The sequence below is a fragment of the Persicobacter diffluens genome (genome assembly GCF_036244895.1).
Lineage (GTDB): Bacteria > Bacteroidota > Bacteroidia > Cytophagales > Cyclobacteriaceae > Persicobacter > Persicobacter diffluens.
The window spans coordinates 43,695-58,574 of the sequence record NZ_BQKE01000001.1 but is presented as its reverse complement, the minus strand read 5'-3'; the positions used below and the strand labels follow the sequence as shown (position 1 = coordinate 58,574).

General features: G+C 43.7%; 14 protein-coding genes. 7 read left to right on the top strand and 7 right to left on the bottom strand.

The window, feature by feature from the left end; genetic code table 11:
• Positions 1 to 14 precede the first annotated feature (14 nt).
• The 5 genes from pheA to thrA form a co-directional block, all read right to left on the bottom strand.
• On the bottom strand, positions 15 to 1,085 hold the full coding sequence (gene pheA, locus AAA970_RS00225) for a prephenate dehydratase (RefSeq protein ID WP_053406357.1): 1,071 nt from the start codon (positions 1,083 to 1,085) through the stop codon (positions 15 to 17).
• Positions 1,086 to 1,092: 7 nt separating this feature from the next.
• Entirely contained in the window at positions 1,093 to 1,833 is a 741-nt protein-coding gene (locus AAA970_RS00220; protein WP_338235542.1) for a GIN domain-containing protein, read from the bottom strand.
• Positions 1,834 to 1,905: 72 nt separating this feature from the next.
• On the bottom strand, positions 1,906 to 3,198 hold the full coding sequence (gene thrC / locus AAA970_RS00215; protein ID WP_053406359.1) for a threonine synthase: 1,293 nt from the start codon (positions 3,196 to 3,198) through the stop codon (positions 1,906 to 1,908).
• Between the two features lie 18 nt (positions 3,199 to 3,216).
• Complete coding sequence (locus AAA970_RS00210; RefSeq protein ID WP_338235541.1) at positions 3,217 to 4,182, bottom strand: homoserine kinase; 966 nt, start codon at positions 4,180 to 4,182, stop codon at positions 3,217 to 3,219.
• A gap of 138 nt (positions 4,183 to 4,320) precedes the next feature.
• Entirely contained in the window at positions 4,321 to 6,774 is a 2,454-nt protein-coding gene (gene thrA, locus AAA970_RS00205; protein ID WP_338235540.1) for a bifunctional aspartate kinase/homoserine dehydrogenase I, read from the bottom strand.
• A 724-nt stretch (positions 6,775 to 7,498) separates the two neighbouring features.
• On the opposite strand from thrA, the gene AAA970_RS00200 reads away from it, so the two are divergent.
• Positions 7,499 to 8,347 (top strand): universal stress protein, encoded by an 849-nt coding sequence (locus AAA970_RS00200; RefSeq protein WP_053406362.1) that lies wholly within the window; start codon positions 7,499 to 7,501, stop codon positions 8,345 to 8,347.
• Between the two features lie 523 nt (positions 8,348 to 8,870).
• Here AAA970_RS00200 and AAA970_RS00195 read toward each other — a convergent pair.
• Positions 8,871 to 9,503 (bottom strand): nicotinamide mononucleotide transporter, encoded by a 633-nt coding sequence (locus AAA970_RS00195; protein WP_338235539.1) that lies wholly within the window; start codon positions 9,501 to 9,503, stop codon positions 8,871 to 8,873.
• Positions 9,504 to 9,638: 135 nt separating this feature from the next.
• A complete protein-coding gene (locus AAA970_RS00190) occupies positions 9,639 to 9,890 on the bottom strand; it encodes an acyl carrier protein (protein ID WP_053406365.1) in 252 nt (83 codons plus the stop codon).
• Between the two features lie 174 nt (positions 9,891 to 10,064).
• Between AAA970_RS00190 and AAA970_RS00185 the strand changes: the two genes are divergently transcribed.
• The 6 genes from AAA970_RS00185 to AAA970_RS00160 all read left to right on the top strand — a co-directional run bounded on the left by AAA970_RS00185 (position 10,065) and on the right by AAA970_RS00160 (position 14,602).
• On the top strand, positions 10,065 to 10,313 hold the full coding sequence (locus tag AAA970_RS00185) for a 4a-hydroxytetrahydrobiopterin dehydratase (protein WP_338237696.1): 249 nt from the start codon (positions 10,065 to 10,067) through the stop codon (positions 10,311 to 10,313).
• Positions 10,314 to 10,438: 125 nt separating this feature from the next.
• On the top strand, positions 10,439 to 11,119 hold the full coding sequence (gene rsmI, locus AAA970_RS00180) for a 16S rRNA (cytidine(1402)-2'-O)-methyltransferase (protein ID WP_338235538.1): 681 nt from the start codon (positions 10,439 to 10,441) through the stop codon (positions 11,117 to 11,119).
• Between the two features lie 20 nt (positions 11,120 to 11,139).
• Positions 11,140 to 12,795 carry an apolipoprotein N-acyltransferase gene (gene lnt / locus AAA970_RS00175; protein ID WP_338235537.1) on the top strand — a complete coding sequence of 552 codons (1,656 nt, stop codon included), beginning with the start codon at positions 11,140 to 11,142 and terminating at the stop codon, positions 12,793 to 12,795.
• Positions 12,796 to 12,813: 18 nt separating this feature from the next.
• A complete protein-coding gene (locus AAA970_RS00170) occupies positions 12,814 to 13,608 on the top strand; it encodes an inositol monophosphatase family protein (protein WP_338235536.1) in 795 nt (264 codons plus the stop codon).
• A gap of 85 nt (positions 13,609 to 13,693) precedes the next feature.
• The gene (locus tag AAA970_RS00165) at positions 13,694 to 14,113 is read left to right on the top strand and encodes a hypothetical protein (protein WP_338235535.1); all 420 of its coding nucleotides are present in this window, start codon (positions 13,694 to 13,696) and stop codon (positions 14,111 to 14,113) included.
• A 36-nt stretch (positions 14,114 to 14,149) separates the two neighbouring features.
• A complete protein-coding gene (locus tag AAA970_RS00160) occupies positions 14,150 to 14,602 on the top strand; it encodes a 3-oxoacyl-ACP synthase (RefSeq protein WP_338235534.1) in 453 nt (150 codons plus the stop codon).
• Positions 14,603 to 14,880: the final 278 nt, after the last annotated feature.

The following is a 14,880-nucleotide window of genomic DNA, read 5'->3' as shown; positions in this document are numbered from 1 at the left end:
GTGAATAATTCGGGTTAACACATCCGTACATAGCTCCCAAGGAACTTAATCTTGTCCCGGTTCACCATCATTACCGCTTTGGCGGACTCATCTTCAATATGGCCTTCAAAATCAATGAAGAACCAGTATTTAAAGTTCTTTCCTTCTTTAGCCGGACGACTCTCGATTTTGGTCAGATTAATGCCCGCCTGATAAAAATCCTGCAGCATATTCACCAAGGCACCCGGATTATCTCCGATTTTGGCCAGAATCGTGGTTTTGTCCTTACCGGATTGCTTATTAACAATCTCTTTACCCAAAATCAGGAAGCGAGTGAAATTATCCTCTGAATCCTCAACGTTTTCATACAGAATTGGTAAAGCATATTCTCTGGCTGCCACATGCGAACAAAGGGCTGCTGCACCTTCTTCTTCCGCTGCCATTTTCACCGCTTTAGAAGTAGAGTTCACCGGAATCAGTTCCACTTGTCCTTCTTCGAAAAACTCTCCCAAAAAGCTTTTACATTGACGAAAGGCGATATCACGAGAGTAAATCTTCTTGATGCTTTTGACCGAATTCTCTTTCGTTCCAAAAGCAAAGTGAATCGGCATGGCCACCTCTGCCACAATATTGAGATCATGTTTTCCCAATAAGTCGATGGTGTCGGCCACGATTCCTTCCTGATTATTCTCAATAGGCACCACGCCAAAGCGTACTTTTCCGGTACTTACGGCATCAAAAACCTTGGAGATAGTCGTTAAGGGCAAATATTCTGACAATGCACCAAATCGGCTCTCAGCAGCCTGATGGGTAAAAGAATTCATCGGCCCCAAATAGGCGATGCGCTCCGGCAATTCCAGATTTCTGCTAATGGCAAAAATCTGATGAAAGACTGCTTCAATGGCCGAGCGGTTAAAAGACCCCTTGCTCAATTTCGCCAATCGGTCAATAATTGCTTTTTCACGCTCCGGACGATAGATCACCGTTTTATGGTGCGCTTTTAAATGTCCTACTTCTTTAACCACTTCCATCCGATCGTTCAACAATTGGAGCATTTGCTCGTCAATGTCATCGATCTTCTGTCTGAGTGCATCCAGATTTTCCATATTTTATTTATTTCAATTTTTCATTCTCTTCCTGAATCTCCACCCTTCCGGCTCCGGTAACTTTTTGCTTCAAAACCACTGGTTTTTGCAAGCATAAAATGCCACCAATACCACTCACTTCGGCCTTTAACTCTTCCGCTACCCGGACAATAGCTCCGCCCATGCCCTTCACCTGTATCTCCGCCTGATCCATCAACAGGTCTGCTGCCCGTAAGCCCCCGGCGCCTAACAATTGCGCCTTTACTCTCCGGGCACGGCCCTCTAATTGCATGGTTCCGGCCCCTTCCATCTCCATATTCAAATAGAGGACATCCAGGGTCAGGCACAAGTCGCTCAGGCCACTTAAAACCACTTCCAAATGATCAAATATCAATGGCTGTGGGCTTTCCAGCTTTCCGTTCCCCATTAAATAGATACCATCCATTCGCTGGTAATCCAGGCAAAGCCGGGGCGTTATCAAAGGTTTAAAACCTGCTTCCAAAGCAATCAGAAGCGTGTCTCCCTTCCAGTCCATCACTATCGCCTTCAAGCACTCTTCATTTCCTTCAAAGAGGGCATAATTACGATTGGAGGGTTGAATCTCCACCTCAAAGTTTCCTTCCACTTTCAACTTCCTGAATGGAGGCACCTCCAGCTCAAAAGTTTCCAGTTGCAGGTTTTTGGGGCGTCGCGGTTCATGACAGGCCTGTAAAAACAGCACCAGCCATAAGCCGCCAAATATATTTAATTTCTTAAGTTTCCCTATCATCAAAGACAATAATAGGGTAAATCCAAAAGACTTAGAATAATTACCGGAAAAATACCGCCAAATAGCTGTCGGTTATTCTACCAAATAAGCTTTCAATGCTTCAAAAGTAGGAGGCGTTAATCGACTTTCTTTGGGTAATTCCAGTAATGCCTCCAGTTTAGGGGGAATGACCGGCTGAAGACCCGTTGTCGCTTTTACCACCTCATGAAATTTGGCCGGATGCGCTGTTTCCAGAAAAACGCCGATTTCATTTTTATCCTGCAGAAAATCGGCAATGGCCAGATAGCCCACGGCACCATGCGGATCCAGCGGGTAGTCACATTCCTTTTGAATGCGTACCATCACTTCCTGGGTAGTGTCATCATCAAAGGCATAGCCGGAAATCTCCGCTTTCATTTCCTCCCAAGAGTCTCCAAATAAGGCTTGCATTCGGGCAAAATTACTCGGTGCCCCAACATCCATGGCATTGGAAATGGTGGCAATGGAAGGGCGTGGCTCATATTGGCCATTTTCCAGATATTGCGGAACAATATCATTTACATTCGTAGCGGCTATAAAATGCTTTATCGGCAGCCCCATTTTCTTGGCCAGCAAACCACCGGTCAGGTTTCCAAAATTCCCGGAGGGTACACAAAAGTTCACCGGTAATCCCTGTTTTTGCAATTGCCCATAAGCCCAGAAATAATAGAGGGATTGTGGAATTAAGCGGGCAATATTGATGGAGTTTGCTGAACTCAATCCGCATTTTTTTGACAACTCCTGATCCAGGAATGCCTGCTTGACCATGGCCTGACAATCATCAAAGGTACCTTCTACTTCCAAAGCTGAGATATTCTGCCCGGCGGTGGTCAGTTGCTTTTCCTGCAAAGGACTCACTTTTCCGGAAGGGTAGAGGATGGACACTTTAATATTTTTCACGCCCAAAAATCCCTGCGCAACGGCACTACCGGTATCTCCTGAGGTGGCGACCAAAATATGAATCTGCTCGCCGCTTTTCTCCAAGAAATAACCCATGATGCGGGCCATAAAGCGGGCGCCAAAATCTTTAAAGGCATGGGTAGGGCCATGGAATAATTCCAAAGCATACACCTTCGGACTTACTTCCACCAGTGGAACTTCAAAATCAAAAGCATCGTCGCAAATTGATTTAAGCACCTCCACCGGAACTTCCTCCGATAAAAGGGCGGAAGTTACCTCCAGGGCAATTTCCTGAAAGCTCAGGCCCGGTAATTTTTCAAAAAAGGAGGAAGGTAATTCAGGAATGGCTGTTGGCATATACAAACCATTATCCGGTGGTAATCCACGGAATAGTGCTTCCTGAAAGCTAACCTGATGATCTTTATTATTTGTGCTGTAAAGTTTCATAAAAAATAAGAATTCGGATTAAACAGTGGATTGCTGCTGTGCTTCGGCTGCCAATACCGTAGGGCCTTGCATATTTACTTTGGAAACATACACCTGATAGGTAAAACCCAGCGATTTAATGACTTCCTCCATCGCTTCCGCTACTTTTTGAGCCGTTTCAGGCCCTTGGGAAAAAGTAAATTGTGAGGGGCCTGAACCGGAAATTCCAAAACCCAGAGCTCCGGCCTCCATGGCTGCTTTCCTCACTTCCTGAAAGCCCGGAATTAGGGTAGAGCGCAAGGGCTCCACGATCACATCTTCCATAGATCGGCCGATCAGGGCATAATCACTGCTCATCAATCCGGCAATTAGTCCCCCTACATTTCCCCACTGGGTAACGGCATCTTTCAATGGCACCTGCTCCTTAAGCAATTTTCGCATTTGTTTGGTCGGTACCTCCACATCCGGGTGGATCACGGTCACGAACAAATCTTCGGGCACACTGATATTGACCACATCCAGAGGCTCATAACTTCTTACCAATACAAAACCGCCCATCAATGCCGCTGCCGCATTATCCGCATGGGCAAAGCCACAGGCAGCTCGTTCTCCCTCCAGTGCAAAAGGCAGTAAGTCTTTCCTTTCCAATGGGGCACCCATTAACTCATTAATGGCAAAGGCTGCCCCAACCGCGCTGGCCGCCGAGGAGCCTAATCCACTACCCAAGGGCATTTGTTTATGCAGGCGAATATCTACCCCCTGCTTTATTCCCAAGTGTTTTAGGTACTCCAACACCGCCACTCCGGCCGTATTTTTCTCCACCGCTAATGGCAACTTCCCTTCGTCTCCCGTAATTTCCGTAATTCGCACCTCGCCCGTTTCGGTTAAGGTCAGTTCCAAGGTGTCACCAGGGGCATCAATGGCAAAGCCCAGCACATCAAATCCGCAGGTTACATTGGCTACGGTTGCCGGGGCGAAAACGCTAATGGATGATAATTTCTCCATAAACAAAATTCAATTAGGGGTGAAAATTTAAACTAAGAGTTCACTTTGGGATATGTTGCTGATTTGGGATGTTTGGTCCTTCAGACCAAAAAAAGGAGGAAACCTGATGACCTCCTCCTCTTTTCAATATCTTTTATTCTAAGATAAATAATTAAAGATTCGGATGACCTCTGCAAATACACCGGCTGCGGTGACTTCCGCTCCGGCACCAGGGCCTTTTACCACCAATGGGCGCTCCAAATAGCGCGGGGTCGTAAAGGAAATAATATTATCACTACCTGAAAGGCTAAAGAAAGGATGCTCCGGGCCTACGGCTTTCAAAGCAACCAATGCCTTACCACCTTCCATGCTGGCGATAAATCGAAGTACTTTCCCTTCGGCTTCAGCCTCTTTCAACAAGCCTTCAAAATGGTGATCATGCTTCGCCAATTCCTCAAAGAAAGCAGGTACATCCGCCGCTTCCATGCAGGACTCCGGCAAAATACCATCAATCTGCACATCAGAGATGTCCATCTGATAACCCGCCTCACGGGAAAGAATCAGAATCTTACGACGTACATCCATTCCGTTCAGGTCATCGCGTGGATCAGGCTCGGTAAATCCGGCGGCCTGTGCTTCCTTCACGATTTCCGAGAAAGAAGTCCCGGTCTTAAAGGAATTAAAAATATAAGATAGTGTACCGGACAGCACGCCTTCAATCTTCTGAATACGGTCTCCGGAATTCAATAAATCATTCAAAGTGGTGATCACCGGTAAACCGGCTCCCACAGACGTTTCATAAAAGAATTTCACCCCACGACGATAAGCCGTGTTCTTGATTTCCTGCAACTTGAGGAAGTCCCCGGAACTGGCCAGCTTGTTAGGCGTAGTAATAGAAATAGAATTATTCAATACCCTTTGGTAATTCTCCACTACTGCCTGACTGGAAGTATTATCCACAAATACGGAGTTGGACAAGTTCAGCTCCACCATTTCGGTCACAAAATCATCAATATTCCCTTTACGGCCCCTTTCCAGTAATTCCGCTTTCCAGTTGTCCAGATCAATACCATCCAGATCAAAAAGGAATTGTTTACTGTTGGCAATCCCGACGATATTGATCTTCAGGTGTTGCTTCAACAAATTATCGTACTGCGCCTTGATCTGATTCAACAAGGTGGAACCAATCAGTCCCACTCCTGCGATGAACAGGTTCAGACGGGTCTCCGTTGACAGGAAGTAAATATCATGCAGCGCATTCAGGGTTTTAGAAAAATCCTTACGCTCTACCACTACAGAAATATTCAGCTCAGAAGTTCCCTGCGCAATCGCCACTACATTGATACCATTCCGCCCCAAAGCACCAAACAGCTTGGCCGCTACCCCGGGTTGATGCTTCATATTCTCTCCGATCGTAGCTACTACAGCCAAATCGTAGCGAATTTCTACCGCATCAATTTTATGGTTGATCATTTCCAGGTTAAACTCCTGCTCTAATACTTCCTTGGTTCTTGGACCATCATCGGGCGCAATAGCGAAGGAGATAGAACGCTCAGAGGAAGCCTGGGTAATGAAGATTACGTTAATTTCCGCCTCAGAAAGCGCATTGAATAAGCGATTAGGTACATTCGGCACGCCCATAATTCCACTGCCCTGAAAGTTTACCAAAGCCACTTCCTGAATAGAAGAAATGCCCTTCACATCATACCCCCAATCAGAAGAAGCCTTTGAAATTAAGGTCCCTTCAAATTCAGGATTAAAGGTATTACGAATACTTAAAGGAATACTCTTGGACATGGCCGGCGCCAAAGTCGGCGGATAGATGACCTTTGCTCCAAAATGCGACATTTCCATTGCTTCCGCATAAGAAAGCGATTTCAAAGAGTAGGTCTTCTTCACCCTGCGCGGATCGGTGGTCATTACCCCATCCACATCAGTCCATATTTCTATTAAATCTGCATCCAATGCCGCTCCCACAATGGCAGCGGTATAGTCAGAACCACCTCTTCCTAAAGTAGAAGTAGTGCCATCCTCTGTGGACGCAATAAATCCGGTAACAATTTGCAAATGGGACGATTTGGAAAAATGCGTACCGATATTGCGATTCGTTTCCTCAAACAAAACACGAGCATTTCCAAAACTGCTATCGGTCACAATCAAGCGCCTAGCATCCGCAAACTCTGCAGCTACCCCTTCCTGGCTGGCATATTCACTCAACAGGTAACTCGCCATCCGCTCTCCAAAGCTCAGGACTAAATCACTGGTGCGTTTGGATAATTCTTTAATCAAATAAACGCCATATAAAAGATCGCTTAATTCCTTCAGGAAAACCTTTATATTATTCGTCACTCGGGTTCGCGTCTCGCCTGTCATTATGGTTTCTACCATTTCAAAATGACGCTGCTTGATCGACTCCAATACCTCTTCATAGGCAGGATCATTCGAACAAGCCATCTTTCCAACGGCTACCAGCTCATTGGTCACACCGGAGAGCGCTGAATTAACGACTGCGATATGCTCTCCTTTTTGCTGATAGTCCTTCAGGATCCCCACTACCTGCTTCAGGCCTTCAGGTGATCCTACCGACGTTCCTCCAAACTTTAAGACTTTCATTGATCCGAAAAGAAAATTGATTAAAAAATTATCAACAAATCCCACGATTTGATACAATACCTAATAGTGATTTGCTAAAAACCACAAGGTATTTTTAATAAATAGGGATTTTTTTATTTAGTCCGTCAATATACGGAAACAAAAATAGAAAGACATAAAATGTCTGTATTTCCATTCATTTTTCCCCTAAAACAATCCTAAACCAAACAAAATTAGGTAAATTCAAAAATGACAAACATTTTAATGTAAAAAACCCGGCTTTTAAACAAAGTCCAGCTTTCGCTTTGATTTTTAGCTTGGTGAGCCCTAATTTCTATTGAAAAATTGGAAATAAAAAGACCCATCTATTGTAAATACGGGGCCATTTTTTGGAGCTGCTTAAGTCATAAACATATAGATCAAATCGTTAGGAGTAATTTATAAAAGGAAATTAACTTCAAATAATCACCCATATTATAAAACCCTGACCATTAACGCATTCCAATTCATTTAATTCAAAACCAAAGGGAGGTTTTATTAATATTTTTCCAAAAAATATTTAGTATTACCCTGTAAGAAACACTGAAATCAGTCAGGGTGAAAAATCATGTATGGATCAAACAAAGATTATGGTAAAATTCAGAAATGAGGATTATATTAATAGTGTAGTCGTTCATCTGAGGTTTGCTTAGCGCAATCAAAAACTTATTCTCGAGACATTTTCTCCATATTAACTCCCAAAACCATGACACCGCACATATTAGTTCCCACCGATTTCACCAACATTGCTACCCATGGTGCTGAATTGGCGCTGAATTTGGCCCGAGAGAATTTTGGCAAAGTCACTTTCCTTAATTGCTCTCAACTACATCGCACCCAGGGCGGGTATATGTTGGGCTATGAGTACCTTGAAGAGTCTGATGAGGTGATTGACACGAACGTTCGCCGCCAAATGCGCGAATGGGTTGCCGCATTAGATACTACCAGTGTACTGGTGCAAACCCACCTAGTGGAAGATTCTTTTGAAAATGGGGTAAACACTTTCCTTCGTAACCATGATGTGGATATGATTGTCATGGGAACCAGTGGAGAGTTAGACTTTGCTGAATACTTAATTGGTAACCATACCGATTTTGTTATTCGCCATTCCGGATGCCCTATAGTAACGATTAAAGAAGGCGCAAAAAACGACGTAAAAATAAAGAACATCCTGATGACCACGGACCTTGTTCATGAGGATGATGACGCTATCAACAAAATAAAGGTCTTTGCTGAAAAATTTAATGCAGTATTGCACGTGTTGTATATTTCCCAAGGAAAGGAAAAAACTTTGGAAGAGATTAATTTGAATCTGGAACTGTTCGCCAGAAGGCATCAGCTCAATAATTATGTATTACATAAAGAAATTTCTTCTAACGTTGCTCAGTCCATTGCCGAAACAGCAGAATGGTTTAACATTGATTTGATTGCAATGCTAACTAACTCGCATGACGGCTTCTTGAATTTATTCAAATCAAGTGTTGCTGAATCAGTAGTTAAAAAGGCGGACTGCCCGGTAATGCTGATTAATACACACGTACTTTCGCAAAGTTAATTTTCCAATTCACTCTAAAAAGCAGCCTTCCCCGGGCTGCTTTTTTTATGCCCCGGCCAGAAAATGAAAATCGATTTATTCATTTCGCCGGAAAAGTAATTTCCAGCAACAGGGCTTCTTTATTATAAACGAAACAAAAAACCAAGGCTTGTGATCAATATCGGCGGGACAAAGAACCTGCAGACGGAATCCATCAAGGCGACATTTGGACAGGGCGGGAGACTGGTAAAATATGGCTAAGATGTCGCTGTGATGCTCTCTTATCGCCAGCAGAACTTTTGTCTATCCGCCCATTGATCAAGACCGGACTATTGATGTGGAAGATTTTATACTATAATGTCAATTCTTTAAAAGATTGTAAGCCAACTCATAAACAAGTGCTCAAATCAAATAGACCGGCATTGGGAACTAGATCATTCCTATAATTTGCCCATTTATAGTTTTATGAAAAAGCCGTGTTTCCAGTAATCCATCCATTGGAGAAAACCGGAGGAATAATAACTCAAATAAAAAGGCGAGAAAACTACAGCTGCCCCCGCGCCCAAAGATGTTCGCCATTACTTTCTTTCCATTCTTCCAGCCAGCGGATGTATCCATAAACCCCCACAAAAACGAAAATCGCCATCACCACTGCAGATAGATAATTCCCCACAAAGGCATGCGCAAATACGCCGATGGTTCCGATCAACACCCAATAAATCCAGGAGCCCAATAACTTCTGAGAAGATAGCCAAAGAGCTACAACAGCGGCCAACGAAATATAAGAATGCACATAAAACAAAATGGCATCGTGCAGCTGAAAACCGACAATCACCAAAATGGCAAATAAAAGCAGTCCACTGCCCAAATACATCAAATGCTCCTGTAGAGACCACACTCGAAAAGACTTCCCCAGGCTGGGCCAGTGCCACCAACCGTAGATTGATATACCCAAATAAACAATGCCCCATAAAGCCTGAACCCACCAGTCAAAGGCCAAACAACAGCCACTATACCAAATAGAGGAAAATGCAGCGGCCCACCACGCCTTTTGATCATTCCTCGCCAGTAACCATAAGAACAAGCCTCCGGCCAGCACCGCAGGGATCATCCATGAGCCAGTTTGGTGGAGCATCCGTAGAGGAGCATCAATGAATTGTAATAAAAGGCTCATCATAAGAAGTTTAACTTTGTTCGACGGGGGTATGGTATTAACAGAATTTAACAAAAAAAATCACTAAATCCCGACAAACAACAAAAAAGCCTGACCACTTGCGCAAATGATCAGGCTTTTAAAGATGGGAACACAAACTTAGTGTTCTCTATGATAAAGCGAAACATTATTCTTAATGTAAGCTTCCAAATCTTTAATGGTCAATAGATTGTGAATTTCTTCTTCAGGAATTTTTAAATCGTAAGCAGCTTCAATACTGAAAATCAAATCAACCACATCAACAGAGGATAAACCAAGATCATTAATCAGATCTGCCTCCGGGCGAATAGTATCTTCAGCCACTTTCAAACCCACCAGAATCGATTTGATTTTTTCGTAATAAGGACTCATAACAAATGTTGAATTTATTCTAATAGTGAGGAGCGCAGCCATGAAACTCCTCAGATACTAAACATGCAAAAAACACATGTGTTCTAATTATCAAAAAGAACAATTAAACTTAAAACTACCAAAAAAAACATCATATTTTAAGTTATCAACAGGAATTCAAACTCTTTAAATTTAATTAAAGCCATGAGCAATTGGACTGAATCAAATAACCGCCTTAGCCAAACCTTTAAATTCAAAAATTTTATTGAAGCCTTTGGCTTTATGAGCCAGGTAGCCATCATTGCCGAGAAAATGGATCACCACCCCAATTGGAGTAATGTTTACAATCAGGTTACTATCGAACTCACCACCCATGATGCAGGTAATACCGTCACTGATAAAGACCGCACATTGGCCAAGGCCATTGATGACCTTCTTGCATGATTTTCAAGGGGAAAATGAATAAAATCAACCGGTAGATCATGCCCAATTAATCCGGCTTTCTTACCTTCGTAACAGTTCTTGGAAAAAGACAATCTTTTTGACAAGTGGATTAAGACGAAGAATTTATGGAAGCCGGAAAATTATATTTAGTCCCGACCCCTATCGGGAATTTGGAAGATATCACCCTGAGGGCGATTCGGATTTTGAAAGAAGTGGATTTAATTTTAGCAGAAGACACCCGAACGACGGGCAACCTGCTGAAGCATTTGGAAATTTCGAAGCCGCTAAAAAGCTTTCATATTCATAATGAGCACAAAATTGTCCAACACTGGGCCACACAGATAGAAGAAGGGCAGACCATTGCGCTGTGTTCAGATGCCGGAACTCCCGCCATATCCGATCCGGGATTTTTGCTTGTACGAGAATGTGTACAAAAAGGAATTGCGGTGGAGTGCCTTCCGGGGGCAACTGCATTTGTTCCGGCCCTGGTAAACTCAGGTTTGCCTAATGACCGATTCATTTTTGAAGGCTTTCTTCCGCATAAGAAAGGGCGCCAAACACGGGTTCAGGCGCTGGCAGAAGAGGAGAGAACCATTGTTTTGTATGAATCACCACACCGATTAGTAAAATCCCTGCAGCAGCTGGCGGAATTTATGGGAGAGGACCGTCAGGCATGTGTTAGCAGAGAACTGACCAAAATGCATGAAGAAAATGCCCGGGGAACCCTGGCTGAACTGATCACCCACTTTTCCCAAAAAGAAAAAGTGAAAGGCGAGATCGTCATCGTAATTGAAGGAAAAAAATAAAAGCAGCGCATAGTACCAACATGACTTTTTTCGAAAAATTAAGAGCAAATCAGTGGTACCCGCTGATTTTATCCCTTTTCAGCGGATTTTGTTTCTGGGCAGCCTGGCCGAATATGCCCCTGACCTTTCTCATCTTTTTGATCTTTGTACCCATTTTCGTACTTCGGGAAGAAACCGTTGGCAAGAAAATCAAAAGGGCTGGCCTGAAATTTTTTGGCTGGACTTACCTGACTTGTTTTATATGGAATGCCAGTACCACCTGGTGGGTTTGGAATGCAACGCCGGAGGGGGCAATGGGGATGCTGGTTGCTAATAGCTTTTTGATGACGCTTCCCATCCTGGCCTGGAGCTTTGTACGCAAAAGGATGCCGGAATTCTGGAGCTATGTAGCCCTGATGCTCTTTTGGCTGGCCTTTGAGAATATTCACCTGAACTGGGGCCTTTCCTGGCCATGGCTCAACCTGGGCAATGCTTTTGCCAAACGCTACCAGTGGGTGCAGTGGTATGAAATTACCGGAGCCGCTGGAGGTACCATTTGGGTGCTGATCATGAATATGCTTATTTACCGCATATTATTTTATGGTGGTGCTTTATACAAAGGACAGTTTCGCCACATCTCACTATCTTATGCCCTCATATTTGGGCTCAGCTTACCCATTGGCATTTCCTACTTTATTTATAATAATTTTGAGGAGCAGGGTGAGGAGGTAGAGTTTATCGCCATGCAGCCCAATATTGACCCCTATTCCGAAAAATTCCAGAATAGCGAAAACTTCATTCCCTTTGCGCAGCAACTCCAAAGGTTTATCCAGCTATCTGAGGAAAAAATCACGGATAGCACGCGCTTCCTTTTATGGCCGGAAAGTGCACTGGACAAGGTTTTCTCTGAAAAACAATTCAGTACTTATGCTGAGGGAAGAACGATCTATAAATTTAAAGAAAAGTATCCTCAGCTTAACTTGCTGACCGGACTGACCAGCTATCAACAATATGGGCAAATGGAGGAAAAGCCCACTGAGACCGCCCGTTTTCAGCCCAATATGGGCTACTACGACGTCTACAATGCCGGACTGTTTCTAAATGAAAAAATGGAGCGTCAGTTTTACCACAAGTCCAAACTGGTACCGGGCGTAGAAACCACTCCATATCCCTGGCTATTTGACTTTCTTACCCAAACCGTCTTCAATTTAGGAGGCACCACGGGTAACTTTGGTAAGCAACAGGAGCGCTCTGTTTTCTATAACAGTGATTCCATCGGTATTGCCCCTTCCATTTGTTACGAATCCATTTATGGTGATTTCATGGCGCAGTATATTCGCAACGGAGCCCACTATATCGCCATTATCACCAATGATGGCTGGTGGCGCAATACCCCGGGCCACATTCAGCACTTACAATATGCCAGCCTGCGTGCCATTGAAAACCGCAGGTCTATTGCACGCTCCGCCAATACCGGAATTTCTGCCTTCGTTAATCAGCGTGGAGATATCCTGCAGCCCACTGATTACTGGGTGCAGGACGTTATCCGGGGAAGTTTGAAGGCCAATACCGCATTTACCTTCTACACACTAAACGGAGACTACTTAGGCCGGACCGCTCAATGGATGGCCCTGTTTTTCTTCCTGGCCGCTTTTGTAAGAGGGAAAACCAAAGGATTGATTGAAGAAGAAGAATAACACCTAATTCTATACCGCATGAAAAATCTAAAAGACCTTTGCTTAGAAGTCATTGAAATTGCCCGAGGGGCAGGAGCCTTCCAACGCAATGAATGCCGACAGATGGACAAAAGCAAGATTGAAAAGAAGGGATTGAATGATTTAGTGTCCTATGTTGATAAGGAAACAGAGAAAATGCTGGTGAGTAAGCTCAGTCAGCTTTTTCCGGAGGCTGGTTTTATTACCGAAGAAGGTACCACTGCACAGGGACAGGCAGAGTATACCTGGGTAATTGATCCACTAGATGGAACCACCAACTTCTTACACCAGCTACCGCTATACTCCGTAAGTATTGGATTATTGCATGAAGGCAAGCCGGTGCTTGGGGTTATTTATGCACCGGAAACGGAAGAAATGTTCTCTGCGGTAAAAGGGGAGGGGGCTTACCTGAATGGTAAGCAGATTGAAGTCAGCCAGGCGGATCAGTTTTCCGACAGTTTAATTGCGACTGGTTTTCCATATCAGCGTTTTGAGGAGATGGACGCCTATCTTCAGATCCTGAATGAATTAATGCACAGCACCCATGGCTTGAGAAGGTTGGGCAGTGCTGCTATTGATTTAGCATATGTAGCCTGTGGTCGATTCGAAGCTTTCTATGAATACAACCTGAAGCCATGGGACATTGCGGCGGGCATCATCATAGTGGAGGAAGCCGGAGGAAAAGTAACCGATTTTAAGGGAGGTCCGGATTTTCTTTTCGGTAAACAATTAATTGCCGGGGGCCCCATCCATCAAGACCTTCAAAAGATGATCCATCAACACTGGTATCAATAATATCCCGATCCGATATTTTTAAATGTAATATTTTTAGAAATAAATAACTTCTTCGTTTATTGGCGATTTAAAAAATTACCTATAGATGAAGAAGTTTTTATTTTCATGCCTAATGGTATTAGGCTTAATGGTGTTCTTCCCGAAAACAGAAGGGAAGGCGCAAAATTTTAACCTAGTAGGACACTTTGGAGCCACAATGCTCAACCGACCAGCCAAATTTCTTTTCGATGTGGAGGGGCAATTTGGAGTTACGAGAACCGTGATGCTTACCAGTGGTTACCAGCATTGGGACAATAAAAACCACGCCACATTCGGGATGAGAATCTACCCTGTGGATGGATTTTACCTGCGTGCCCGCGGCCTTTTCTGGAATTCTGCCGATGTAAGTTTAGGCGCAGGATTCACTAAGTATTTTGACCAAAACTGGCTGATGGAATTCAGCGGTGATTATTACATCAATGCCAAAAGAATGGGATTACAGGTAGGTATCGGATATCGATTCTAAATTCCGTACTTTAGTTTTCCCATTAAATGCTATCCTATGATTGAGATTAAAGTTGCCCTTTATCAGGCTTGTGTAGAATACGTAGAGGAAAGAATCAACCGGGCAAAAGCCAATATTAAGGCTGCTCAGGAAGCCTCTAACAGTGAAACCAAGAGTTCTGCTGGCGATAAATATGAGACCGCCAGAGCGATGGCGCAGCTAGAAAAAGAAAAGGCCTTAGGACAGCTGAATGAATCTGCTAAACTAAAAAAGGCCTTGGAGCTTATTCACCCGGACAAGCCTATGGCACAAGCTGAACTGGGAAGTTTGGTCATCACCTCTGCCGGCAACTTTTATTTAAGTATAGGGGCCGGAAAGCTGCAACATGAGGGGCAAATCTACTTTGCACTTTCCCCTGCCTCCCCACTGGGGCAACAGATTATCGGTAAAAAAGCAGGAGATCAGTATACTATTAATGGTAAAAAAGTCTCCATTAAGGCGATTTATTAGCAGTTTAATCCTAAAAAAAGGGAGGGAATCCATTCGATTCTCTCCCTTTTTATTTTGTCATCTTCAATATCATATCAGACTGAATTATGCCTGCTTAAGCTGGATTATTCTTGCTTCAATCCTCATTTAGCTGCAATGCGGAAAAAATGAAAGAATAGTTTCCTATTTCGTGTTTTTCCCAAGGAAGCAGATGAATGAGGAGAAAGTAAGCTTTCCAAAATTTGGGCTATAAAAAATCAGCAGACATGATTTCAATAAATTGACAATAAGTCAGTTAA

What these genes read in the sequence shown, in the direction of transcription:
- AAA970_RS00190 (WP_053406365.1), bottom strand. Translation starts at nt 9,890, where the DNA reads ATGAGTCCTTATTACGAAAAAATCAAATCGATTCTGGTGGGTTTGAAA.
- AAA970_RS00210 (WP_338235541.1), bottom strand. Translation starts at nt 4,182, where the DNA reads ATGGAGAAATTATCATCCATTAGCGTTTTCGCCCCGGCAACCGTAGCC.
- pheA (WP_053406357.1), bottom strand. Translation starts at nt 1,085, where the DNA reads ATGGAAAATCTGGATGCACTCAGACAGAAGATCGATGACATTGACGAG.
- AAA970_RS00165 (WP_338235535.1), top strand. Translation starts at nt 13,694, where the DNA reads ATGAAGAAGTTTTTATTTTCATGCCTAATGGTATTAGGCTTAATGGTG.
- AAA970_RS00195 (WP_338235539.1), bottom strand. Translation starts at nt 9,503, where the DNA reads ATGATGAGCCTTTTATTACAATTCATTGATGCTCCTCTACGGATGCTC.
- AAA970_RS00220 (WP_338235542.1), bottom strand. Translation starts at nt 1,833, where the DNA reads ATGATAGGGAAACTTAAGAAATTAAATATATTTGGCGGCTTATGGCTG.
- AAA970_RS00170 (WP_338235536.1), top strand. Translation starts at nt 12,814, where the DNA reads ATGAAAAATCTAAAAGACCTTTGCTTAGAAGTCATTGAAATTGCCCGA.
- thrA (WP_338235540.1), bottom strand. Translation starts at nt 6,774, where the DNA reads ATGAAAGTCTTAAAGTTTGGAGGAACGTCGGTAGGATCACCTGAAGGC.
- lnt (WP_338235537.1), top strand. Translation starts at nt 11,140, where the DNA reads ATGACTTTTTTCGAAAAATTAAGAGCAAATCAGTGGTACCCGCTGATT.
- AAA970_RS00200 (WP_053406362.1), top strand. Translation starts at nt 7,499, where the DNA reads ATGACACCGCACATATTAGTTCCCACCGATTTCACCAACATTGCTACC.
- rsmI (WP_338235538.1), top strand. Translation starts at nt 10,439, where the DNA reads ATGGAAGCCGGAAAATTATATTTAGTCCCGACCCCTATCGGGAATTTG.
- AAA970_RS00160 (WP_338235534.1), top strand. Translation starts at nt 14,150, where the DNA reads ATGATTGAGATTAAAGTTGCCCTTTATCAGGCTTGTGTAGAATACGTA.
- thrC (WP_053406359.1), bottom strand. Translation starts at nt 3,198, where the DNA reads ATGAAACTTTACAGCACAAATAATAAAGATCATCAGGTTAGCTTTCAG.